This window comes from Clostridioides mangenotii TR (assembly GCF_000498755.1).
In the GTDB taxonomy this organism is placed as follows: Bacteria; Bacillota; Clostridia; order Peptostreptococcales; family Peptostreptococcaceae; genus Metaclostridioides; species Metaclostridioides mangenotii_A.
In genome coordinates this window covers 73,132-96,127 of the sequence record NZ_AXUS01000010.1, presented here as the reverse complement: position 1 = coordinate 96,127, position 22,996 = coordinate 73,132, and the positions used below count along the sequence as shown (strand labels likewise).

At 32.3% G+C, this 22,996-nt stretch carries 26 protein-coding genes and 1 riboswitch; of the genes, 2 read left to right on the top strand and 24 right to left on the bottom strand.

What is annotated here, in order from left to right:
• Positions 1 to 3 precede the first annotated feature (3 nt).
• From T473_RS0106780 to cobT, 13 genes are all read right to left on the bottom strand, one after another.
• Complete coding sequence (locus T473_RS0106780; protein WP_024621216.1) at positions 4 to 606, bottom strand: decarboxylating cobalt-precorrin-6B (C(15))-methyltransferase; 603 nt, start codon at positions 604 to 606, stop codon at positions 4 to 6.
• Complete coding sequence (locus T473_RS0106775; RefSeq protein ID WP_024621215.1) at positions 596 to 1,216, bottom strand: cobalt-precorrin-7 (C(5))-methyltransferase; 621 nt, start codon at positions 1,214 to 1,216, stop codon at positions 596 to 598. The genes T473_RS0106780 and T473_RS0106775 overlap by 11 nt, the downstream gene beginning before the upstream one ends.
• Entirely contained in the window at positions 1,213 to 2,370 is a 1,158-nt protein-coding gene (gene cbiD, locus T473_RS0106770; RefSeq protein ID WP_024621214.1) for a cobalt-precorrin-5B (C(1))-methyltransferase CbiD, read from the bottom strand. Before cbiD ends, T473_RS0106775 begins: the two co-directional genes overlap by 4 nt.
• Before the next feature lie 8 nt (positions 2,371 to 2,378).
• Positions 2,379 to 3,011, bottom strand: a complete 633-nt coding sequence (locus T473_RS0106765; protein WP_024621213.1) for a cobalt-precorrin-8 methylmutase — start codon at positions 3,009 to 3,011, stop codon at positions 2,379 to 2,381.
• A complete protein-coding gene (locus tag T473_RS0106760) occupies positions 2,998 to 3,894 on the bottom strand; it encodes a GHMP family kinase ATP-binding protein (protein ID WP_024621212.1) in 897 nt (298 codons plus the stop codon). Before T473_RS0106760 ends, T473_RS0106765 begins: the two co-directional genes overlap by 14 nt.
• 2 nt (positions 3,895 to 3,896) lie before the next feature.
• Entirely contained in the window at positions 3,897 to 4,964 is a 1,068-nt protein-coding gene (locus T473_RS0106755) for a pyridoxal phosphate-dependent aminotransferase (protein ID WP_024621211.1), read from the bottom strand.
• A 10-nt stretch (positions 4,965 to 4,974) separates the two neighbouring features.
• Complete coding sequence (gene cbiB, locus T473_RS0106750; protein WP_024621210.1) at positions 4,975 to 5,922, bottom strand: adenosylcobinamide-phosphate synthase CbiB; 948 nt, start codon at positions 5,920 to 5,922, stop codon at positions 4,975 to 4,977.
• 1 nt (position 5,923) lies between these two features.
• On the bottom strand, positions 5,924 to 7,300 hold the full coding sequence (locus T473_RS0106745; protein WP_024621209.1) for a cobyrinate a,c-diamide synthase: 1,377 nt from the start codon (positions 7,298 to 7,300) through the stop codon (positions 5,924 to 5,926).
• 48 nt (positions 7,301 to 7,348) lie between these two features.
• Entirely contained in the window at positions 7,349 to 8,863 is a 1,515-nt protein-coding gene (locus T473_RS0106740) for a cobyric acid synthase (protein ID WP_024621208.1), read from the bottom strand.
• 106 nt (positions 8,864 to 8,969) lie between these two features.
• Positions 8,970 to 9,145, bottom strand: a riboswitch (cobalamin riboswitch).
• The gene (locus tag T473_RS0106735; protein ID WP_024621207.1) at positions 9,146 to 9,760 is read right to left on the bottom strand and encodes a histidine phosphatase family protein; all 615 of its coding nucleotides are present in this window, start codon (positions 9,758 to 9,760) and stop codon (positions 9,146 to 9,148) included. It abuts the riboswitch before it with no gap.
• Between the two features lie 18 nt (positions 9,761 to 9,778).
• Complete coding sequence (gene cobS / locus T473_RS0106730) at positions 9,779 to 10,546, bottom strand: adenosylcobinamide-GDP ribazoletransferase (RefSeq protein WP_024621206.1); 768 nt, start codon at positions 10,544 to 10,546, stop codon at positions 9,779 to 9,781.
• A 2-nt stretch (positions 10,547 to 10,548) separates the two neighbouring features.
• Positions 10,549 to 11,109: a bifunctional adenosylcobinamide kinase/adenosylcobinamide-phosphate guanylyltransferase gene (gene cobU, locus T473_RS0106725; protein ID WP_024621205.1), complete on the bottom strand. Its 561-nt coding sequence runs from the start codon at positions 11,107 to 11,109 to the stop codon at positions 10,549 to 10,551.
• Between the two features lie 3 nt (positions 11,110 to 11,112).
• A complete protein-coding gene (gene cobT, locus T473_RS0106720; RefSeq protein ID WP_024621204.1) occupies positions 11,113 to 12,159 on the bottom strand; it encodes a nicotinate-nucleotide--dimethylbenzimidazole phosphoribosyltransferase in 1,047 nt (348 codons plus the stop codon).
• 256 nt (positions 12,160 to 12,415) lie between these two features.
• Here cobT and T473_RS0106715 point away from each other — a divergent pair, with 256 nt between their 5' ends.
• Positions 12,416 to 12,607: a hypothetical protein gene (locus tag T473_RS0106715; RefSeq protein WP_024621203.1), complete on the top strand. Its 192-nt coding sequence runs from the start codon at positions 12,416 to 12,418 to the stop codon at positions 12,605 to 12,607.
• Between the two features lie 408 nt (positions 12,608 to 13,015).
• On the opposite strand, the gene T473_RS0106705 is transcribed toward T473_RS0106715, so the two are convergent.
• On the bottom strand, positions 13,016 to 14,164 hold the full coding sequence (locus tag T473_RS0106705) for a S41 family peptidase (RefSeq protein WP_024621202.1): 1,149 nt from the start codon (positions 14,162 to 14,164) through the stop codon (positions 13,016 to 13,018).
• A 159-nt stretch (positions 14,165 to 14,323) separates the two neighbouring features.
• On the opposite strand from T473_RS0106705, the gene T473_RS0106700 reads away from it, so the two are divergent.
• Complete coding sequence (locus tag T473_RS0106700; protein WP_024621201.1) at positions 14,324 to 14,884, top strand: 5-formyltetrahydrofolate cyclo-ligase; 561 nt, start codon at positions 14,324 to 14,326, stop codon at positions 14,882 to 14,884.
• Positions 14,885 to 15,020: 136 nt separating this feature from the next.
• On the opposite strand, the gene T473_RS0106695 is transcribed toward T473_RS0106700, so the two are convergent.
• The 10 genes from T473_RS0106695 to acpS form a co-directional block, all read right to left on the bottom strand.
• Positions 15,021 to 15,446, bottom strand: a complete 426-nt coding sequence (locus tag T473_RS0106695) for a hypothetical protein (RefSeq protein WP_242825878.1) — start codon at positions 15,444 to 15,446, stop codon at positions 15,021 to 15,023.
• A 205-nt stretch (positions 15,447 to 15,651) separates the two neighbouring features.
• The gene (locus T473_RS0106690; protein WP_024621199.1) at positions 15,652 to 16,770 is read right to left on the bottom strand and encodes a YkvI family membrane protein; all 1,119 of its coding nucleotides are present in this window, start codon (positions 16,768 to 16,770) and stop codon (positions 15,652 to 15,654) included.
• A gap of 657 nt (positions 16,771 to 17,427) precedes the next feature.
• Positions 17,428 to 18,366, bottom strand: coding sequence for a transketolase family protein (locus tag T473_RS0106685; protein WP_024621198.1), 939 nt, complete (start codon positions 18,364 to 18,366; stop codon positions 17,428 to 17,430).
• Positions 18,359 to 19,186 (bottom strand): transketolase, encoded by an 828-nt coding sequence (locus tag T473_RS0106680; protein WP_024621197.1) that lies wholly within the window; start codon positions 19,184 to 19,186, stop codon positions 18,359 to 18,361. Before T473_RS0106680 ends, T473_RS0106685 begins: the two co-directional genes overlap by 8 nt.
• A gap of 230 nt (positions 19,187 to 19,416) precedes the next feature.
• Positions 19,417 to 19,803, bottom strand: coding sequence for a type II toxin-antitoxin system PemK/MazF family toxin (locus T473_RS0106675; protein ID WP_029791588.1), 387 nt, complete (start codon positions 19,801 to 19,803; stop codon positions 19,417 to 19,419).
• Entirely contained in the window at positions 19,772 to 20,059 is a 288-nt protein-coding gene (locus tag T473_RS0106670; RefSeq protein WP_024621195.1) for a hypothetical protein, read from the bottom strand. The genes T473_RS0106675 and T473_RS0106670 overlap by 32 nt, the downstream gene beginning before the upstream one ends.
• A 31-nt stretch (positions 20,060 to 20,090) precedes the next feature.
• Positions 20,091 to 21,248: an alanine racemase gene (gene alr, locus T473_RS0106665; protein ID WP_024621194.1), complete on the bottom strand. Its 1,158-nt coding sequence runs from the start codon at positions 21,246 to 21,248 to the stop codon at positions 20,091 to 20,093.
• Positions 21,249 to 21,266: 18 nt separating this feature from the next.
• The gene (gene gerS / locus T473_RS0106660) at positions 21,267 to 21,854 is read right to left on the bottom strand and encodes a germination lipoprotein GerS (protein WP_024621193.1); all 588 of its coding nucleotides are present in this window, start codon (positions 21,852 to 21,854) and stop codon (positions 21,267 to 21,269) included.
• 20 nt (positions 21,855 to 21,874) lie between these two features.
• On the bottom strand, positions 21,875 to 22,333 hold the full coding sequence (locus T473_RS0106655) for a CBS domain-containing protein (RefSeq protein WP_024621192.1): 459 nt from the start codon (positions 22,331 to 22,333) through the stop codon (positions 21,875 to 21,877).
• Positions 22,334 to 22,345: 12 nt separating this feature from the next.
• Entirely contained in the window at positions 22,346 to 22,726 is a 381-nt protein-coding gene (gene acpS / locus T473_RS0106650; RefSeq protein WP_024621191.1) for a holo-ACP synthase, read from the bottom strand.
• Positions 22,727 to 22,996 lie beyond the last annotated feature (270 nt).

Sequence of the window (22,996 nt, the reverse complement as noted above, 5' to 3'; positions counted from 1 at the left end):
TTACTACTCTCCTTTTTCACAAGAAATTATATATATAGGATTCAGAGGTTTGAAATACTCTCCTCTTCCAAGTTTCTCTAGTTTAGAAACATTTAAAACGCTAACATCTATATTTTTGAATCCATGCTTTCTAAACAAATTAAGCGCTGAATTAAAAGTATCGACTATTATAAAGTTGGCAACAATTTTACCATCTTCTTTAAGTAGATTTTTAGACCATAAAATTATATCCTCTAAATTTCCACCTGTTCCACCTAAAAATATAGAATCTATTGTTCCATTTGTTTCAAAATACTTTGTAACACCTAAACCACCATCTATTTCATCTGCCTTCAAAGGAGCGTATCCTTCAATAAGTGTCGTATTTTTTATTTCGAACTTCTCTATATTTTTATTTATAAGATCTACCGCATCTCCATCTCTCTCAATAGCTAACACCTGTAAATTAGGATAATTTACTGCTGCCTCAACACAAACGCTACCTGTACCTGCGCCTACATCCAAAAAGACTTTTGCCTTAGCTAAATCCAGTTTGCTAATAGATATTGCTCTTACTTCTTCTTTTGTTATGGGTACTCTACCCGTTATAAATTCACTATTCTTCATCTAATATCACCACTACATTCATATCGTAATTTTCTTTTTTTAATATTTCTTGCGGACTTCCAACTGTTATACGTTCGTTGTCATAGGACATATTTTCACCTACTACTACAGTTTTCTTAAGTCCCCTTTTCATTATTTCTTTACTTATCTCTCTAGGTCCTATGTTTTTGTCAGTTACCATGCAGACCTTCTTATGAGATAATATATAGTCAAAATTCGGTTCTTTACCGTGACTGCTAGTTATATATAGATCGTTCATATCGATATATATCTTAGAAAAAATATACTGCATAGAACTTATTCCAGATATAATATTTACATCATCTGATATGCTTTCACTATCTATATTTTTCACTATATATTTGGCTATGCCGTAGATTGAAGGATCGCCAGATGCTATTATAGAAATTTCTTTATTTTTATTCTTATTTATGTGCTCTACTATATCTTTAAGATTGTTTGTTATCTCTAATTTTTCTCCAGTAAAGCCCTCTATAGATCCTAGATTTCTCTTTCCTCCAATTACTATATCGGAGTTTTTAATTATATTTTCACCAATTTTAGTTATATAGTCAAATTTTCCAGGCCCTAGACCGATGATATTTATCATCTAAACACCTCCGCTAATTTTTCAACTTCACTCGATTTACCTAAAAGAGTCTTATCCATAGAAAAGATAACCACCTCTACATCTATGCTGTCTTCATTGTCATTTAAGTATTCTAAAACTCTATTCTTGCACTTATTACATATGATATCGAATACTTCTGAAAGATTAGCTTCGTTTATTATGTCTATAGCTTCCTCTGATGTAACGCACTTGTCTATTTCTTCTAATAAAGAATATGGTGCCTTCATAAGCGCTAAGTTAGATATCAAAATTTCGTTTCTAGCATCCGCAATTTTACTGTGCGTATTAAAAATCCCTGCAGATAGCTTTATAAACTTTCCAATATGACCTGCCATAAATATCTTTTTAAAACCCATGCGTTGAGCTTCTTTAAGCATATATCCAATGAAATTGCTTGTTCTAATAACAAAATGTGGGTTTAAAGAATAATGCTCTGAAACAAACTGTTCTCCGTGATTCCCTGGAACAAATATAACCTTGTCTATTCCCTGCTCTTTCTTCATTTGAAGTTCTATAGATAGAGATTTTTTCCAACCTTCATCACTCATCGGTTCTACTATTCCAGTTGTACCTAGTATTGATATACCGCCGACGATGCCCAATCTAGGGTTAAAAGTTTTCTTAGCTACCTCTTCACCTTTTGGAGCTGATATAGTCAACCTAACAGCCTTAGATTTTGGCAAAATACCTTCCTCAAATTCAGAAATAACTTTTTCTACTTCACTTCGTATCATCTTTAACGGAATAGGGTTTATTGCAGGCTTTCCAACTCCTACACTCAGTCCTTTTTTAGTTACTACACCTATCCCCTTGCCCCCACAGATAATTACAGATTCTTCTTCACAACCTTTTTCTACTATTTCAGCTTTCGAAAATATATCCATAGTATGTGTTGCATCTATATCATCTCCACCGTCTTTTTTTATTGAGCATTCGGCGAAATTTTCTTCAATTATTACATTTTCTACTACTAAATCTAGTTCTATTCCCTTTGGAGTATCAATTTTGATAGAATCTATTTTGCTTCTAGTTAAAAGCATATAGGTCGCAGCTTTTGATGCTCCAGCAGCTGTTGAACCAGTGGTATATCCTCTTCTGTATTTCTTGCCATCAATGTATACAAACTCTTCCATATAATCACCTAAATATTGTATAGTATCGCATTTACAATTGCCGCTGCTAAGTTACTTCCACCTTTTCTTCCTCTAGATATAATGTATGGAATATCAGTTTTAGCAAGCTCGTCCTTAGACTCTGCCGCTCCTACAAATCCAACTGGCACTCCCACAACTGCATCAAATCCAAGATTGCCTTCATTGTTCATCTCAATTATTTTAAATAGGGCTGTTGGAGCATTTCCAAGTACAAATATCTTTCTACCCGGGTCTTTCGCAGCTATTTCAACTGCAGCCATCGAACGAGTTATACCTTTTTCTTTAGCTATTTTGTGAGTTTCCTCTTCAGCTACTAAGCATCTATATTCGCACCCTAACGCATCTAGTCTTCGCTTGTTTATTCCACTTAGCGCCATATTTGTATCTGTGTAAACTGTCGCCTGATTTTTTAAAGAGTCTACTATTTTATCCACTGCAGTTTTTGAAATTTCCAGTATATCCAGATAATCAAAATCAGCTGTAGTATGAATTGCACGTTTTATTATCTTTTCTTCAAGTTCATTTACAAACTTATAATCAGGTCTAATCTCATCGATTATCTCCTGTATAATCTCGAAACTTCTATCTTCTATCTTCATTGGATTTTTAATATAGTCCATTTTTGTCCCCCTTTGCGCCACCTGCTATTATTTTTAATGTGTATATGTTTTTATATACCGAGTTGATATTTTCTCTCACTATTCTGTCGATAATTATACTTTCATCCATATCTTCATCTAGTAAGATACCTACTACAGTACCGCTGTGAGCTACATTTACTCCGTAACCCTCATATCTATTTGAAATCTCCATTATTTTTTCGAGATGAGCTTTCTTGTGTATATTTTCATTTGCCAAACTGCTCATATTGCATGCTTGCCCTATAAGTTTCAAGTCACTATCTTTAAACCCTTGTTCTAACAATAAAAATGCCTCTTCAGTGGTCTTTCTATTCGATTTTTTCTTATAATAGTAATCTTTAAGTCCTCTAGTTTTCGAAGTTAAAAGTATCTCTTCTGGTTCTAGAACTACTACCTTACAATTTTCCAAAAATCCAAGATCTTTCTCTACCTCTCCAGTAAGTGGATCGAATATACAATTAGACTTAATAAGCGTTGAATCGGTAGGTTCTATCTCCGCCGCCAACCTAGATATTTCCTCATCACTCATTGTTTTATTTATAAGTGCAAGCGTCGCCATTATTGTGGCGCCAATATCTGCAGTAGAACTAGCCATTCCCTTTGCTGTTGGAATACTGCTAAATATATCTATTGATATATTCTCGGTATCCTTTACTGGAAGAGAAAATCTATCAAATACTTTCTCAATAGCTTCTCTAGATTTTTGTGTATTCGAGCTAATAGTATTAATATTTTCGAGCTTTTCTTCAATAACTACATGAGAGAACAAATCTACAGCATACGAACATAAAAACTCTGTATTTCCCAATAATCCCTGTACTAATTCCCCACATGAAGCAGGATACATTCCATTAGATTTCATATTTAACCCACAACTCTTTCTAATGATTTTATAACTCTCAAATTGTCTTCACGAGATTTTACAGCTATCCTTATAAACGAGTCGTCTAAACCTTTAAAGTTTGACGCATCTCTAATTAAAATGCTGTGGTCTTTGAACATTTCTACTTTTACTTGATTTGACCTTTTATTTATTAATTTGATTAGTATAAAGTTTGTATCAGAATCGTATACTTCTATATTTTCGATACCTTTTAACCCTTCAAATAAAAACTCTCTTTCATATCTACCATCTAGTTTGCTCTGTTGTATGTAACCTTTGTCACTGAATATATAATTTGACAAATGATCAGCGATTGAGTTTATAGTCCAAGGTTCTTTGAATTTATATATTCTTTCCAAAATTTCATTATTGCTAGTTATTCCATAGCCTAATCTAAGACCAGGAAGGCCAAAGAATTTTGTAGCTGCCTTAATTATAAATAAATTCTTATTGTTTTCCACATATTTTAAAAGCGAATAATCTTGTTCATCTCCTACAAACTCCATAAAAGTTTCATCTACTATAAGAAGTTTATTATTCTTATGCAATATATCCATTAGTTTCGATATATCTTGAACATTTCCACTTGGATTATTTGGATTGCATATAAATAGACTGTCAAATCTGTCTAGATTTTCTACTACTTGGTTTATATCAGCTCTAAATCCCTTGTCCTTATCTAAATACAAATCCAATACATCAAGTCCATTAAGATATGCAGATCTTCCATATTCAGAAAATGTCGGATTTAGAACCGCAAGTCGTCTACCTATAGATTTCATAAGTAAATAGATAATTTCAGTCGCACCATTGCCGGGAATTATGTATTTAGAATCTACGTCCAGATAATCGGATATATTATTTCTCAGGTTTTGATAGTCTATATCTGGATAGCTCTTACAAAGTTTAAACCCTTCATATACATGTTTTTCTAAATCCTTGATAATATTTGGATTTATATTTGAACTAAAATCTATTATATTTCTTGGATCCTTGTTATAAAGTTTTGCCAAACTGTTTATGTCAGCTCCATGCCCTAAATCTTTCATCTGAACACCTCTAATTAATTAAAATATATATTCCTGTAAATACCAACAATGATACAAAAGATGACATGTACATAATTCTGTTAGTATCTACTATATTCTTGTCTTCAATTTCGTTTACTTTATCTCCAATTGTTGGCTTATACACTTCTTTTCCAAAATAAACGTTAGTTCCACCTAGTTGAACTCCCAAGGCCCCTGCAACTGCACCTTCTGAAAATGCACAGTTCGGACTCTTATGATTTTTTCTGTCCCTTATGCCTATTTTAAAGCTATCCTTTAGGTTATAACCTAAAATAAAGCTTGCGATTGGAATAAATAATACTGATAATCTAGCAGGAATATAGTTTGCGATATCATCGAGTTTAGCAGATGCAAATCCTAAGTTTATGTACTTTTCGTTTTTATATCCTACAGTGGAGTCCAGAGTATTTACAGCTTTATACGCCATTGCAAGTGGAGCTCCACCTATAAATGCGTAGAACATAGGAGACATTATTCCGTCGACTGTGTTCTCTGCAACAGTTTCAACAGTGGCCCTTATGATTTCTTTTTCACTTAGATTGGTTGTATCTCTACCTACTATATATGATAATTGAATTCTAGACTTTTCAATATCTCCAGTTTTAAGTACTTCGTAAACTTTTACAGCTTCATCTTTAAGGCACTTTGTAGCAAATGTAGTGTAAATAATAATTCCGTTTATCAGAATATACAATACAGAATTAAAATTAAATAACCTAACTATCAAATAAGTTACGATGTAAGTTGTAAGAACTGTGGCAATGCACAGTATAAATCCTCCTATTTTAAGGTCTTCATCTGTTTTAAAAAGCCTTCTTACAAAATTCTCTAGGACTTTTATAAGTTTTCCTATATACTTCACCGGATGGGGAAATGAGTAAGGATCCCCTACAATTAAATCAACTATATATCCTAAGTAAATAGATGTTAAATTCATTTTATTTTTTTCCTCTTAGTAAAAAATTTTTTAAGCAATCTATATTGTCGTAAAAGTGTGTATGTAAATATGTAGCTAAAGTATTGCCCTTGCTGTATCCACCGTCCCACTCTGATATCTTTTTGCCATCTCTTTCCTTTATCATGGTATAAGCACATATTTCTTCACTTTCAAATGTCGAGTGATGAAATTCATGCCCTTTTATCACTTCTCCCTTTTTAGACAAAGCAGTATCTAATTTTGCTATGCCATAACAGTACCCAAATCGCTTTAAGGAGTTAGTCATCTCACTAGTTCCTTCGAAAATTCCTACCATCTCGTAGTTTGTACCATCTAAATCTGTCAGACTTCCGCCTAAATACATAAGACCCCCGCATTCAGCGTATATCGGAGTTCCTTTCTTGTGTGAGTCCAGTATTGATTTTCTCATGCTTTCATTTAAATATATCTCTTTTGCATAAATCTCAGGAAAACCTCCGCCGATGTAAATATAATCTGCTTTTGGAACCACTTCATCATTTAGAGGACTGAAAAATACTACATTAAGACCTATTTTTTCAAGAAGATCTATATTTTCTCTGTAGTAAAAGTTAAATGCCTTATCAAAACCAACTGCTATAGTTTTTCCTTCTGCACATTCTCTCAATCCATATGAATCAACAACTTTTTCCAAATCATATCCACTTGTAATAGATTCGCTTTCTGAAATCTCTAATATTCTGTCAAGGTCAACATATTTTTCTATCTCATCTGATAGTATATCTAATTTTTTCTCTAGAGACTCTATTTCCATACTAGGTATCAACCCTAAATGTCTGCTCTCCAATGAGAGTGCATTATTTGGAGGTAAGTATCCAAGAACCTCTACATTACAGTATTTCTCTATTGATTCTTTTACTATACTAAAGTGGCTCTCTGTATTTACGTTATTTACTATAACACCTATAATATCAACACTTTTATCTATTTGTTGATACCCCATGACAGTTGCAGCACTTGAAGCTCCCATCGCTTTTCCATTGATAACTAGTATAACTGGGGATTTTAATATTTTTGAAGTGTATGAAGTTGTACAGTTGTCAATATCAGTTCCAAATCCATCGTAAAGTCCCATAACTCCTTCAATTATTGAAATATCAGCATCCTTTGAAGATTCCTCAACTATATACTTTATCTTTTCATCATCTAACATATATGAATCGAGATTTCTTGAATGTTTACCCGTAATAAAAGTGTGGTAAGATGGATCGATATAATCTGGACCAACTTTGTACGGTTGAACCTTTAAACCTCTATTTTTAAGCGCCTTCATTATGCCAAGCGATATTGTAGTCTTTCCAACTCCACTGCTAGTTCCTGCAATTACTATCTTTTTCACTTTCTAACCCCATTTCTATCTAAGTAGATACTACTCTTTTAACCTCTGCTATCTCATAATTTCATAAATTTTTTCTATATTTAAATGTTCCCTTAGGAATTCTGCCAATTTATCGTACTCTCTATTTTTATAATCTCTATAAGATTTAATATTGCTTTCTAATTTTTCTAAACCTTTTAGTTCCCTTATATTATTTAACAGAGCTCTCGTAAAATCTATATCGTCAAATACTCCATGTATGTAAGTCCCCACTACATTTCCTTTATCATTTACGCTTCCTTCTGCATAACAGACTTCTTTACCAAGTTTGTTTACAATAATATCGAAACTCTTGGAACCACTTCCCAAAACAGAAGTTCCCATATGTATTTCGTATCCACTTATACTTTGATTTTTTAGACCTTTAAGATATACTCCTGTATCTATATTTATCTCGGCTTGAACTTGGGTAGTAGTCTTATCTTTATTGAATATAGTCTCAATATCTAACAGACCCAATCCGTCGATTTCTAAAGTGTCTGATTCAATTAAATCAGGATCTTTTAGACTCGTACCTAACATCTGATAGCCTCCGCAAATCCCGATTACTAACCCACCTTTTCTCTCAAATGATTTTATTTGCTCATCATAACCATTTGATTTTATATACTTAAGATCTCTTATTGTATTCTTTGTTCCCGGTATTATCACAATATCAGGATTGCTTAAAAATTCTCCATGCTCAACATATCTTAAACTAACATCTTCCTGAGTCTCTAATATATCAAAATCAGTAAAATTAGACATATACGGAGTTCTTATAACTTCAATGTGTACGTCGTTTCTCGTAGGCTTATGTTGAAATTTATTGGTAACACTATCTTCATCTTCAATTTTTATATCACTATAAGGGACAACTCCTAAAACAGGTATCTCTATAATTTTCTCTAGCATTTCTACTCCACTTGCAATAAGCTCTTTTCTTCCTCTAAATTTATTTATTATAACTCCCTTTACTCTACTTCTATCTATTTCATCCATCAGATTCAAAGTACCAACTATAGAAGCAAATACACCTCCTCTGTCAATATCAGAGATTAATATAACTGGAGCATCTGCAATTTCAGCCATCTTCATATTTGAAATATCTCTGTCCATCAAATTAATTTCAGCTGCACTTCCCGCACCTTCCATAACAACTATATCGTGTTCATTTTGTAGCCCTTCAAAACTATTTTTTAAAACTTCTATTAAATCTAACTTGTAGTCATGGTATTGGTTAGAATTCATATCTCCTACAGGCTTACCAAGCACTACAACTTGTGAAGAATTATTGCCCGTGGGTTTTAACAAAATAGGATTCATATCCGCCTTTGGCTTTATATTTGCCGCTTCTGCTTGAAAAGCCTGTGCTCTTCCAATCTCTAAACCCTCTTCAGTTATAAACGAATTAAGGGCCATATTCTGAGATTTAAACGGCGATACCGCAAACCCATCTTGGTAAAAAATCCTACACAATCCCGCTGCAATTATACTCTTGCCTACATTTGAAGCCGTTCCCTGTAACATCACTTTCCTACCCATTTTATCACCTCGATTTATTAGTTATAATAAAAAAAGCCCTAATTTACGGAAATTAGGACTTATACTATCATTGGCTATATAAGTAAAATCTTTCACCCCGAAGATTCTGTAACAACTAAATAAGGCAGGTATCCTGGCTCGACTTCGACCTACTTCTATACCCTTCCCATCATAAGATAGTGGATTAATTATAGTTTCGTCAGTCATACAGTAGCGGGGGCTGCAAAGGCATTTAACCTTTTTCCCTTTTAATATTTTATAACCTTCTTTAGTAAAATTATTTTATTTTAAAAATTCTGTGTTATTTAGCATTGTTAAAACCGGAAATCCGTTGTCAACCTCCACAATTGAAACAGATGAATTGTCAATTTTGTAGTTCCAGTGATTTTTATAGTCTCTAGAAATCAAATATGAAACTATATTTCTAATCGATCCAGCATGTGAACAGACTAGAATATTCTCAATACCTTTGCTATTAGCATCTTTTAATATAAACTCTATCTCTTTTGTAACTCTATTGTAGGATTCTATTAGAGATTCCCCATTCGGAAATCTATAATTATCCCCATCATTTAATAGATCTAAATATTCATTTGGGAACTTTTGTTCAATCTCTTTAAATGTGTATCCATCGAAATCACCAAAATTTAGTTCATTGAGATTCTCAATAATCTCTATATCTATACCCTTCGATTTAGATATCAAATCAATTGTTTTCTGAGTCCTTATCGAACTTGATGTATATATCTTATCTATATGTATATCTTTGAGATAATCTGCAAGCTTATATACTTGTTCTTCTCCTAATTGACTTAAAGTACTATCTGCAAATCCAGACAGCCTTCCTTTTTCATTGGCACTTGTAACAGCATGCCTTACTAATATTAATTTTATCATATTATCACCCTATATATATTATAAAAATAAAAAAACATATAAAAATATTATATAGACTACTTCCGATAGTTCAATTGTACATCCGAGTATGTCGCCTGTTATTCCATCTATTTTTGAATATACATGCCTTTTAAATAATTCTACGAAGATAATTAAAACTGCTAGAGATGTTAGAGTTCCAACAATTTCAAAATTATTTAGCATCAATACCCATCTTCCTAAAACAAAAATTATCACTGTGCTGTACAGTAAAGCAATTACAATCATTGATAAGGTCGCTTTACCAATAAATACATTTCCCATTCCATTTTTTCTTGGAGACTCTGTTTTATATGTGATCCATATAACAGCAAATCTAGAAACCATTGGCATAAATAGTACGATCCACATCATATTTGCTTCTATGAAACTATATATAAATGCTATCTTTAATATCACTAAAAATACTATCGCAAGCAGTGAGTTTGTTCCAAGTCTAGAATCTTTCATTATCTCAAGCATCTTTCCCTTATCTCTGTAGCTGTAGAGCGCATCGAAAGTATCGCCCAATCCATCAATATGAAGTCCTCCTGTAAGCAATACTTCTACCAATACTATCAGTACAGATGTAACTATCGCTGGAAATATATTTTGCGAAAGCATACCTACAAGGACTGTAATAACTCCTACTACAAATCCAACTAGTGGAAAATAAACTATGCCTTTATGAAATTCTTCATCAAAACCTGAGTTATATTTAATTGGTATTTTTGTTAAAAACTGCAACGTAAGTATAAATCTTTTCATATTTACCCCTTTATCTTCATAGGAATTCCACTAACAACAAAATATACTTCATCACTCATTTTAGATATATACTGATTTACCTTTCCGGCAATATCTGTGTAAATTCTGCTGAGTTTGTTGTCTGGCATTACTCCCATTCCAAGTTCATTTGTTACAAATACAAAGTACAAGTCTGTCTTTTTTATTTCTAATATCAGTTTTTCTATTTGACCGTAGACATGCTCTTTCATTCTATCTATTTCTTCTCTACTCATGTTATCTACATCTTGATTGTAATCAAACATTAGGTTGTTTACCAAAAGCGTCACACAATCTAGTATAACTGTGTTATGCTTTTTATCTATTTTATTTATCTCTTTATGTACATCTTTATATATTTCATATGTTTCCCATTCTTCACTTCTTTGCTCTCTGTGTTTATTTACCCTGTCCAACATTTCTTCATCAAATGGTATTGAAGTAGCTATATATGCTGTGCTGTTGTTTTGATTCAAACAGAGAGATTCTGCAAAACAGCTTTTTCCTGATCTAGATCCTCCGGTTATAACAACTATATTACTCATATGCTATCTCCCCATATCTATTTCATCAAAAGTAGCCATGTTTTTATATGTATATACTGCTGCATCTATTATACTAAAACCTAGAGCCGCACCACTTCCTTCACCAAGTCTCATATTCATATCTAAGAATGGACTTAGTTTTAAAAGTTCTAATGCTTTCTTTGCTCCTAATTCAGAAGATAAGTGCGATGCCAGTGTATACTCTAATACCTTTGGATTTATTCTATAGGCTATCAATGCAGCTGCATATGATATATATCCGTCTAGGACAACCGGTATTCTATTTGCACTACATCCTAAAATAACTCCTGCCATAGCTCCAATTTCAAATCCTCCAACTTTATGTAGAACATCTATCCCATCAGTAGGATTCGGGTTGTTTATTTCTATAGAGTTTCTAATAACTTGAGCCTTGTGTTTTAATCTCTCTGCCTTTAGCCCAGAACCTTTATCAGTTATTTCTTCTGGATCACATCCAGACATCACAGATATTATAGCTGTAGTTGGAGTAGTATTTGCAATTCCCATTTCACCAACACCTATAATTTTATAATCCTTAACAATACAGCTTTCTGCCATTTCTATTCCTATTTCTAGGGATCTAATAGCTTCCTCTCTAGTCATCGCAGGTCCTTTTGCCATATTAGATGTAGCTTTTCTAATTTTGTAATCCAAAACGCCTTCAAGTTTTTCATCAGAGTTAATCCCAACATCTACCGCAATCACATCTGCTCCGACAAATTTGCTAAGTGCCCCCACTCCACAAATTCCTTTCACAAAGTTCGGAAATTGAAGTCTAGTTATATCCTGAGGATCTGGTGCAACCCCTTCTTCATAAACGCCGTGATCGGCTCCAAATGCTATAATAGCCTTTTTTTGTATATCGAAGTTGTCATTTTCGTATATACCTGCTAATTTTATACAAATATCCTCTAATTTTCCTAAACTTTCAGTTGGATGTATAAGTCTATCCAGCCTCACTTTAGTTTTATCCATAGCTTTTTCGTTTAGAGAATATATATTTCTCGAAATACTTTGTAGTAAACTCACTTTAATCCCCTTCCTATTTCTTATACTCTTATTTTTAACTTTTGATTAGTTTTTACATCAAATAAAACAAACATTAAAATTATTACATCTTTATTATACATTTTATACTCATATTCAATATATTACTCCTTTTATCAATAATTTCCCAGGAAATTATTCAATTTTTTACACAAAATAATTTTGCATATATTTTCTCGATTTAGTAAGAATATAGATATCCAATAAAAAAATCGTTCTAATATAAGGAGTTGACTAAATGAATAACATATCAAAACCTAAGGATCTTTACAACAATGGTTATAAATGTATATATTACAATAAAATAAACAGCAAGCATACTGTTTATTTAAAAAACTTTGAAAGCGAAAAATCAGAAACGGTAGAGTTTTCTAACGACACTGATTTCAATGATTTCAAAGATTATATTACATCTCAAAGATTTTACTAGTAAACAAAATAGGGAGTATATACTCCCTATTTTGTTATCACAGCTTTTGTTATTAACTTAAGTAATTTTTCTCTATCTACTTCCAATTGTTTTTTTTTGTCTTTATACTCTTGAAAGTTAACAATTTGCGATTTAGATTTTTTCATAATCTCACTTCCTATTTCATTATTAACTTACTTACTTATATTCAATATAAGTAGCCGAATCTCCTTCTAGAAAAATACAAAATATTTAAAAAGACACTAAAATAAAACTTATTTTTCATTATTATGTATTATTCTACAATATTTAAAATAACACTAATCATTTTTAAAATCAAATATTTTTTAAAACTTTATATTATTAATTTTTACTAAATAAGGAGATGCTCATATAATAATATAGTCATACCGTTAGATTTTTATACCACTACTTGCTTATTTCTTCTTGAATCCATTTTATCGCAACATCCAATTGTTTCTTTTCATCCTTTTCCTCTATCGTAGGCTTTATACCCTTTTCATTTATATATTCTCCATTTGGTGTAAAGTATTGAGCAGTCGTAAGCTTGTATCCTGATCCGTCCTTCAAAGTTTTAACAGATTGCACTAATCCCTTCCCAAATGTCTTAGTTCCAACCGATATTCCCGCTTTATTATCTATAATAGCAGCAGTCAATATCTCAGATGCCGAAGCACTCTCTCCATTCGTTAAAATTACTATAGGAAGATCAAGTTTTCTTTTGTCAGATTTAAGGTATTCTGTATTTCCTTTATTATCTTTAGTGTAAACTATTGTTCCTTCACCGATAAGCGAATCTGCAACCTCACTAACTATTGCTAAGTTTCCACCTGGATTACTTCTAAGGTCAATAACCAATCCCTTTATATTCTTTTCTTTTAATTTTTTTAAATCCTTTTCGAAATCATCATAAGTAGTATCTATAAACTGCTTTATCTTGATGTAACCTAAATTGTCACCTACAACCTTACTTTCAATAGTATGTTCGACAATTTCTTTTCTCTCAATATTAATTTTTCTTTCTTTACCATCTCTTTTCACTACTAAATCTACCGAAGTTCCTTCTTTTCCTTTTATTAGGCTTACAGCTTCGTCCGAATTTTTTGCAGAAACTAATTTTCCACTTACTTTAACTAGAATATCGCCTTCCTTTATTCCACTCTTTTTAGCTGGAGATCCGTCCATAGGTATAACAGTTAATTCTCCTTCTTCAGATGATCCGATATACATTCCAACACCAACATAAGATCCTTTATTCTCTTCAATTAATCTATCCATCTCAGATTTTGTATAATAAGTTGAGTATCTATCTTCTGTTCCAGCAAATAACCCTTTCATCGCTCCGTCTACTAATTTTTCATCCTTTGGCTTTTGATAGTAGTCTTCTTTTATCATCGATTCAAGTGCTATAAGCTTGTTGTACTTTTTGTACTGTTCATATGTATCTCTTGCTATCATGACCTTGTCGCCTAACGCAAGTGTAACAGTCGATGTAGTTAAAGCTGTTAGAACGACCAATACAATCGCAATAAGTAAAGCTTTTTTCTTTGAAATCATTCAGTGCATCTCCTTTTAAATAAACTCTTATATATTATATGTTTTACCTTTTTTTTAATACATTTAACTAAATTTATTATTTAATTGCAAATAAAAATTATATATTATAATATAGTTGTAAATCATCTTCACATTATAACACAAGGAAAGGAATTTTAAATGAAGAAATCTATAAGAAAAGAAATTTTAGAGATCAGAAAAAATAAGAGCTCCGACTTTGTAAATAATGCCTCAAATACAATAGTAGACAAAATCCTAAGTTTAGATGAAATAAAAAAAGCAGATAACATAATGTTATATTTAGACTTTAAAAATGAAGTACAAATGGATAGGCTAGTAAACAAATTAAAATTTCTAGGAAGACTGGTTTGTAGCCCAATTACTGTACTAGATCAAAAAAAATTGATACCTGCTGAGATAACAGATTTAGAAGAAAGCATCTCTATAAGTACTTACGGTATTCGAGAACCCTTAAGTACAAATTCTCACATCGATATTAAATCAATTGATGTAGTTATCGTTCCAGGAGTAGCTTTTGATTTAAATCGCTTTAGGTTGGGATATGGAGCAGGACTTTACGATCGATTTTTGGAAAACATAAGAACCGATGCTAAAACTATTGGCGTCGCTTTCGATTTTCAAATTATAGATAAAGTTCCAACTGAGCCTCACGACAAGCAGCTAGATATGATAGTGACAGAAATTAGAAATATATTATAAAAAACATACATAAAATAAGACCCAGACTGTAAATAAAACTTTTACAATTTAGGTCTTATTTTACTCTATTTCACAATCTTATTTCAATTGTTTTTAGATTTGCTCTATGATACTCACTTTTTGAATTTACTCCATTCTATTTAGAAATTTCAAGCTCTACTCTGTCAGGTAAATTTTCTAAATTTGTTTCTACTATTAAGTACGGCATGGAGTCTTCCTTATTTTTATACTTCGCCTTTACCCTTACCACTTCTTTTCCATCTTCATCAAATTTTTCTATATTATCCATTTCAATACCGAACTTTTTTTCCCCTCTAGTAACCATTATGTATATTTTACTCCCCATTTTTGCAACCAATGCTCTCTCTTCATTTGTGTATTTATCCATCATATCTAGTATCTTCTCAGGAACAGCTTCTCTTTGAAGCACTGTATAGTCTATAGATTTTGTCTTCTCTACAAACATTCCAGGTATAACTAAGAAACCGCCTAAAACAAGTGCTAAAATAATAATTCCGTATACTAAGCCCTTCATATTAAACCTAATATTCAAATTTATCACTCCTATCTAATTAATAATATGCTTTTTTATAATTAATTAGACCTTTATTTATTTAGATCAAAAATTATTTCTATAATCGATTTCTCAAAGTGTTTTATTTGATATAAGGTACTAAAGATATACATATTTGTATTTTAGCTAGCCTTAAAACCAAAAGAGAGCTATATATTAAAATAGCTCTCTATAATCATCGATATATTAGTTTTTATTTACTTTTCATTTGTGATTTAGTTTTTTGGTACTGCGATACATCTCCCCATTTACCTGTAATTTGTCTTACTAGTGCACAAACAAGTATAAGTACTCCCATGTAACCTGTATATGGATACAGTATACCAACAAGCTTGTCAAATGGTAAGAATCCACCTGCTAGACCAAGTATAGTTACTATAAGTACGGTTATCTTAAACTTTGGAGACTCCTGTGGGACTACTCTATTTGCTACCGACCATAGCAGAGGTGATGCTGTTGTGTATATACCAAGTATAAGTATAACAGAGAAAGCTATACCTACTACCGGAGATATCTTATCCGCTAAGAATAACGCCGGTATTGCCTTTGTATATAGATTTCCTACATCTGAAAGAATTGCCAAATGCATAACTATCGCTGCTGACATAAGTGCAACTGCTCCAAGTATTCCACCCCACATACCTTCTTTTTTACTCTTTGCTGTTGCTCCAAGACCAGTTAAGAATGCCATAACTATAATAACATTATAACTTGCATAAATAATTCCTGATAAATACTCATTTGGAGTTGGCTTTGCAACATTTAAAGATTTAACTAACTCAGCACTTGCTGCTAAATTTCCGAAGTTTCTGTATAGGCTTATAGCTCCAACTAATATTGTAAATACAATTATTATAGGCCCTATTCCACCTAGTATTTTAGATAACTTATCAAGTCCAAGCGAAACTGTTATAAACGAAACTAAAGCCATACCAACTCTACCTACCATTGGATGTAGTCCATAGTACTCAGTAAGAGTAGCTCCTGCCCCAGATATCATTACGACAAATACTCCAAATAAGAAAGCTGGCCCAAACCATTCAAAGAATGTTCCTAGCACTTTACCACAGAAAACATGGTAAATCTTGTTATCATCTTTTAGTTGTAGTTCTTTACCTTTCGTCATAAGTAATGAACCTATCCACATAAATACAATCATTGATATAATTCCCGCTGTAACTCCCCCATAACCATAGTATGTGAAGAACTGCATTATCTCTTGACCTGTTGCAAATCCTGAACCTATTACCGTTGCGACGTATGCCCCAGCGAAACTTACTATCGTTCCAATACTGGCTTTATTCTCGTTCATATTATACCCCCTTCTGATAACTTTCTGCTCTACTGTTTTATTGCAAAGTTTTTCTCTATAAAACATCTTATAGGAGTTGCCTTAATATTATACATATCGGAAAGCTTGAAAAATTTTAAATTTTCTGACTTTAATATGTTTTTCTTATTATATAATAATTTCATTTTAGAGGCAAATGCGAATCGTTATATTCTTTAATCTATTTTTAACAATTATCGGTGTTGTTTTGCATAATTTTAATAAATATAACCTAAATACTACATTATATAAAGCTAAACATGTCAATGACTTAAATTATTCAATTTTAAATATTTTTTTCATTATAAACTACATACTAATACAATATATATTTATACATAAACAAAATGGCATTTCCCTATACAATGCCATTCATGTCTTTTTCTATCCCTATTAATCAACATATTTATTATCTAATTTAGTTTTCGCAATCTTCCTGTAACTTGTATAAACAATGCACAAACTAATATCAGCACAACCATATAACCAGTATTAGTATATAAAATACCAACTAATTTAATCAAATGGCGAAAATCCTCCATTGAAAGCGAATAATGCAATAACAGAGTTCTGCCCCATTACACTAAAAAATCCCTATATTTCAACGAAATATAGGGATAATACTTTATTTTTTAAAAATTATTTTAACATACTTAATGAATTTTTAACTGTTTCTACTATCTCATCACAAGTTAATCCGTATTTCTTAAGAAGTTCTCCAGGTGTTCCAGACTCTCCAAAAGTATCTTTAACCCCAACTTTTTTAACAAGAACTGGCGCTTCTTCTGAAACAACTTCGCTAACAGCAGACCCAAGCCCACCTATAATACTGTGCTCTTCAGCTGTCACTATTAACTTCGTATTCTTAGCTGATTCTATTATTAAATCCCTATCAATAGGCTTGATAGTAGACATGTTTATTACCCTAGCACTTATTCCCTCTTCAGACAATTTTTTCTCTGCTTCAATAGCTTCACTTACCATGATTCCACAAGCGATTATAGTAACATCACTACCATCTTTTATAACTGTTCCTTTACCTATTTCAAATTTGTACTCTTCATCAAATATAGCAGGAACTCCACTTCTACCTAATCTAACATATACTGGTCCATTGTACTCAGCTGCTGCAAATATCATCTGCTCTGTTTCTTCAGCATCTGCAGGCACTAATACAGTCATATTTGGTATTGTTCTCATTAGCGATATATCTTCAACACTTTGATGAGAGGCACCGTCTTCTCCTACAGTAAGTCCAGCATGTGTTGCACAAACTTTTACGTTCAATTTTGGATAACATACTGAGTTTCTGATCACTTCATATGCTCTTCCTGTTGCAAACATAGCAAATGTACTGGCAAATGGTATTTTACCAGCTGTAGAAAGACCACAAGCAGCTCCAATCAAGTTTTGTTCTGCAATCCCCATGTTGAAAAATCTGTCTGGGAACTCTACTTTAAAATCGTGAGTTTTAGTCGACTTCGATAAGTCCGCATCTAAAACAACTACATTATCATTTTTTTGACCTAATTTTACTAATGCTTTACCGTACGCTTCTCTAGTAGCTATTTTACTCATTGTCGTTACCTCCTAACTCAGCTAGTGCTCGTTCAAGCTCTTCATCGCTCGGTGCCTTACCATGCCATCCAGCTTGATCTTCCATAAAAGATACACCTTTACCTTTTATAGTTTTGGCAACTATCATGGTAGGCTTGTCAACTGTAGATCTCGACATGTCTAGAGCTGCAAATATTTGGTCAAAATCATGGCCATCTATTTCTATAACATTCCATCCAAATGCCTTAAATTTATTTACAATCGACCCTACATCCATTACATCTTCAACATTTCCATCTATTTGAAGTCCATTATTATCTAAAAATGCAACTATATTATCAAGTTTATAGTGAGCTGCACTCATGGCTGCTTCCCAAACTATGCCCTCTTGTATTTCTCCATCACCAAGTAAAGCATATACATTCCACGGTGCATTATCTAATTTTGAGGCCATAGCCATACCACAAGCTGCTGAAAATCCTTGTCCTAATGATCCTGTAGATATCTCTACTCCAGGTGTTCCTTTCATATCAGGATGCCCCTGTAACATTCTGCCTATCTTTCTTAGTCCTTTTAACTCTTCTTTATCAAAATAGCCTTTCTCAGCTAAAACTGCGTAAAGAGCAGGGGCTGCATGTCCTTTTGATAGTACAAATCTATCTCTATCTTCCATCTTAGGCTTTGAGGAATCTATATTCATTTCATCAAAATATAGAGCAGTAAGAATTTCAACTGCTGATAGCGACCCCCCTGGATGTCCTGATTTAGCGTCATGAATCATCGTAATTATATCTTTTCTGATAGTACATGCGCGCTCATTTAATCCTTTATGGTCTCTCATTCGATTACCTCCCTTAAATAATTAGTGTTTGTCAATTCCTTACCATTATATCACTTTTGAATTGTTTTTTTTATGTTTTTTTCAATTTGTAACATCTTAACATTCTGTATTATCTGCTTAATTTAATAAATTATATATCTAAATTACAAATAATGTATTTTTACTTATATGAAATAAATTTCAAACAAAAAGAGCCTCAACACTGTTAAGACTCTACATAGATTCTAATTTTATAGAACAAACAGCCCTAGACTGATCTGAAGACCAGCTTCGACCTTCATCATCATATCTTCATCTAGGCAACCTATTTTTTCTCTCAATCTTTTTTTGTCTATTGTCCTTATTTGCTCCAACAATATTACCGAATCCTTGTTCAGTCCATATTCATTGGAACTAATTTCAACATGTGTAGGTAATTTAGCCTTGTTGATCTGAGAAGTTATCGCAGATATTATAACAGTAGGACTGTATTTATTGCCGACATCATTTTGCACAATTAAAACGGGCCTTACTCCACCTTGTTCTGATCCAATTACTGGACTCAAATCAGCGTAGTACAAATCCCCACGCTTTATATCACTATTATTAGTACTCACCTTTAGCAATCTCCCCCTCATCTTTTTCGTCGGAAGATAAAACTTCTATTGTCATCCCAAGTTCTGCTAAAGATAAATTAATTTGACCCATTTCTGTATAACCCGCTTTCATCGATTCCTTTGAAAATATTCTTTTTTTCTGAGTTATATAGAACTGAAAAGCTGCTTTTGCAAAATCTTCCCTATTACTGTTCTCCATTTGGACTATTGTATCTACTTCGGTAATTAGAGAATCAGGTAGAGTAAATTCAATTTTTTCATTACAGTTATCTTGCACAAAATCGCCTCCCAGAGTATACTTTATAACTTTATTTTAACAAATAACTAGTCACTTTGGCAATTCTATTATTTTCCATGTATACTCTATCAACTCTTCTTGATATCATACATAGAACTTCGTAGTTTATTGTACCTAAATCTTTAGCTATTCTCTCTGCTGTTGCTTCACCTTCTCCAAATAGTATAACCTCATCACCAACTTTTATGTCTAAATCTTTGTCTATTCTTACCATAAGTTGATCCATGCAAATTCTACCAACTACATCACACATTTCACCTTTGATTAAGACCTTGGGATTTTTTTGTATTCTAGTAAATCCATCAGCATATCCTACAGCTACGGTCGCTATTGTTTCTGTTTTATCCGCTATATAAGTAAATCCATAACTTATTCCGTCACCTTTTTCTATTATCTTGATATTTGTGATTGTAGATTTAAACTTTAGAACAGGTTTAAGTTCTACTTTATCTTTAAATACCTCTTCTGAAGGATAGTGTCCGTAAAGCATAATTCCCGGTCTAACCATATTGAAGTTAGCTTCAGGTAAATCTATAGTAGTAGCGCTGTTTGATACGTGCTCAATAGGAGCACTTACCCCTCTAGCCTTTAACCCATCTACTACAAACAAGTAGTTTATAAGTTGCATCTTAGATTTAGTCTTATCAGTTTCATCTGCAGTTGCAAAGTGCGTATACAGTCCTTCAAGTTCTATATTATCTAATTTACTTATCTTCACTATATCTTCAATCGATTCTTCAGTCGGCTTAAATCCAATTCTATTCATACCAGAATCTATCTTAACATGAACCTTTGCTCTTAATCCTAAGCTAGAAGCAACTTCATCTATCTTCACTGCAGTATCATATCTGAATACAGTAAAAGTTAAATTCAATGAAATAGCCTCTCTAACGCTCGCTTCCGTAATATAACCCAATACAAGTATTGGTGTTGCAACTCCGCTATGTCGTAATTCTAATCCCTCTTCAGGTTTAGCGACAGCGAAGTAGTCCACATTCTCTTTTTCTAGCGCCTCAGCTACTTCGACTGATCCACATGAATAAGAGTCAGCTTTTAACACACAACACACTTTTACATCCTTTTTAATAAGTTTCCTTATCCCTGCTAAGTTAAATCTTAAATTGTCTAGGTCTACTTCCACCCAAGTAGGTGCTATTGTCTTCTTCATAATCATAAACCCCCATCATCATTTGTATTTGAATTCTTTATAGTCAACTATAAACCTAGGAGTTCCCTCATTGTCTAAGATCTCCATTTTAGTAGGAGATTTAGTATCTGCATCGATATATAGGAGTTGTTTTTTAAAATACTTAATGTCTCCTGGTATATCTGTGTCAATAACTAGATTTCCATTTTTTAACTTCATATTTACTTCCTCATTTTTTAGATAATTCTCTATAAAATCTCCAATAAAAAGGTATTGATTGTTTTTACCGGAGTTTGGAAGCTCTACTAAGTCGTCGATCTCTGGGTTCTTTACTAAGATTTTATCGCCTTTGTACTCGATGGTTTTGCCCTTTACATGTTCTGGTGCTATGACTTCAAGTCTATAATTATCCGTTTTCTTGTACGTATGTATATATTCATACTCGTACGGACTCTTATTTCCTATCACCTTTACCTTTGCTTTGCAAGTATATTCCTTCATTGTATAAATCTTATTTTGAAAATCTTTATACACTTCTTCTTTTGTGGACGCTCTCTTTTGACAACCTATAAGGATTATAACCATTGTCAAAAACATAATACCTAAAATAGTCCACTTCTTTTTCACATAATTCCTCCTAATAAAGTTTATTCATTGTATAATGCCTTTATTATATCGTATCTACAAATTATGCCTTTTAACTTGCTGTCGTCATCTACCACGGGTACACGGTTTATAGATTTTTTAATCATGATATTTGCTACATCATCAAAAGAATCATTTAAGTTTACCATTACAATGTCTTTTGACATCAAGTCTTCAACTTTATATGCCGCGACTTTTTTGATGTCATCTTCCATCTTTCTTATATCATCCAAAAATATTATTCCTTCAAGCAGATTTACAAACATCGGAGGTTCGATGTACTTTTCCTTTTTTATAATATCTGTCTCAGAGATTATGCCAACTACTTTATTTTCTGAGTTTACTACAGGAAGTCCACCAATTCTTTCCTCTATAAGTAGTTTTGCAACATCTGCTACACTATCCTCTTCTTTAGCTACTATCACATCAGTAGTCATTACTTCTTTAGCTGTTTTATTCATATGAAATCACCCCTAGTTATTTATAATTACCATTGCATTGGCTACAGCGTATTCTTTACAGTGGGAAATCGAAACTTTTATTTCTAAAACATTATAATCTATGCAAATTTTATTAAGATTATTATATGTTTTGACTATTGGTTTTCCAACTTCATTTCTAAGTACTTCTATATCTTTAAAGTTATATCCTCTAATTCCGGTCCCAAGTGCTTTGCTTATAGCCTCTTTAGCCGCAAAATTTCCAGCAATACTATGAGGTTTATATCCATTTGACTTAAAAAGCACTATCTCATTTTCTGTAAATATTCTCTTTAAGAACCTCTCATTTTTTTTACTTGCCTTGGCTATTCTGTCGATCTCAACAATATCTGTTCCTATATCAAGTATATTCATCTGTTATTGCTCCATATGTTTTTATTTGCTTTATAACATTATACTACAAAATAAACTAATTAATCTAAAAATTTGAAATATTTATTTTTTTAACATCTTGCAGTATTAATATTACTCTACATTTAAATTATACCGTAAATTTCCACACACATACCATTTAGTTCGTGAAAATACAAAGGATGTTATAAGTAGTTTTGATTACTTTATAACATCCTATTCATATATCTTTTTTATTTATTTTATATAATTATTAATCATATATTAAATTTC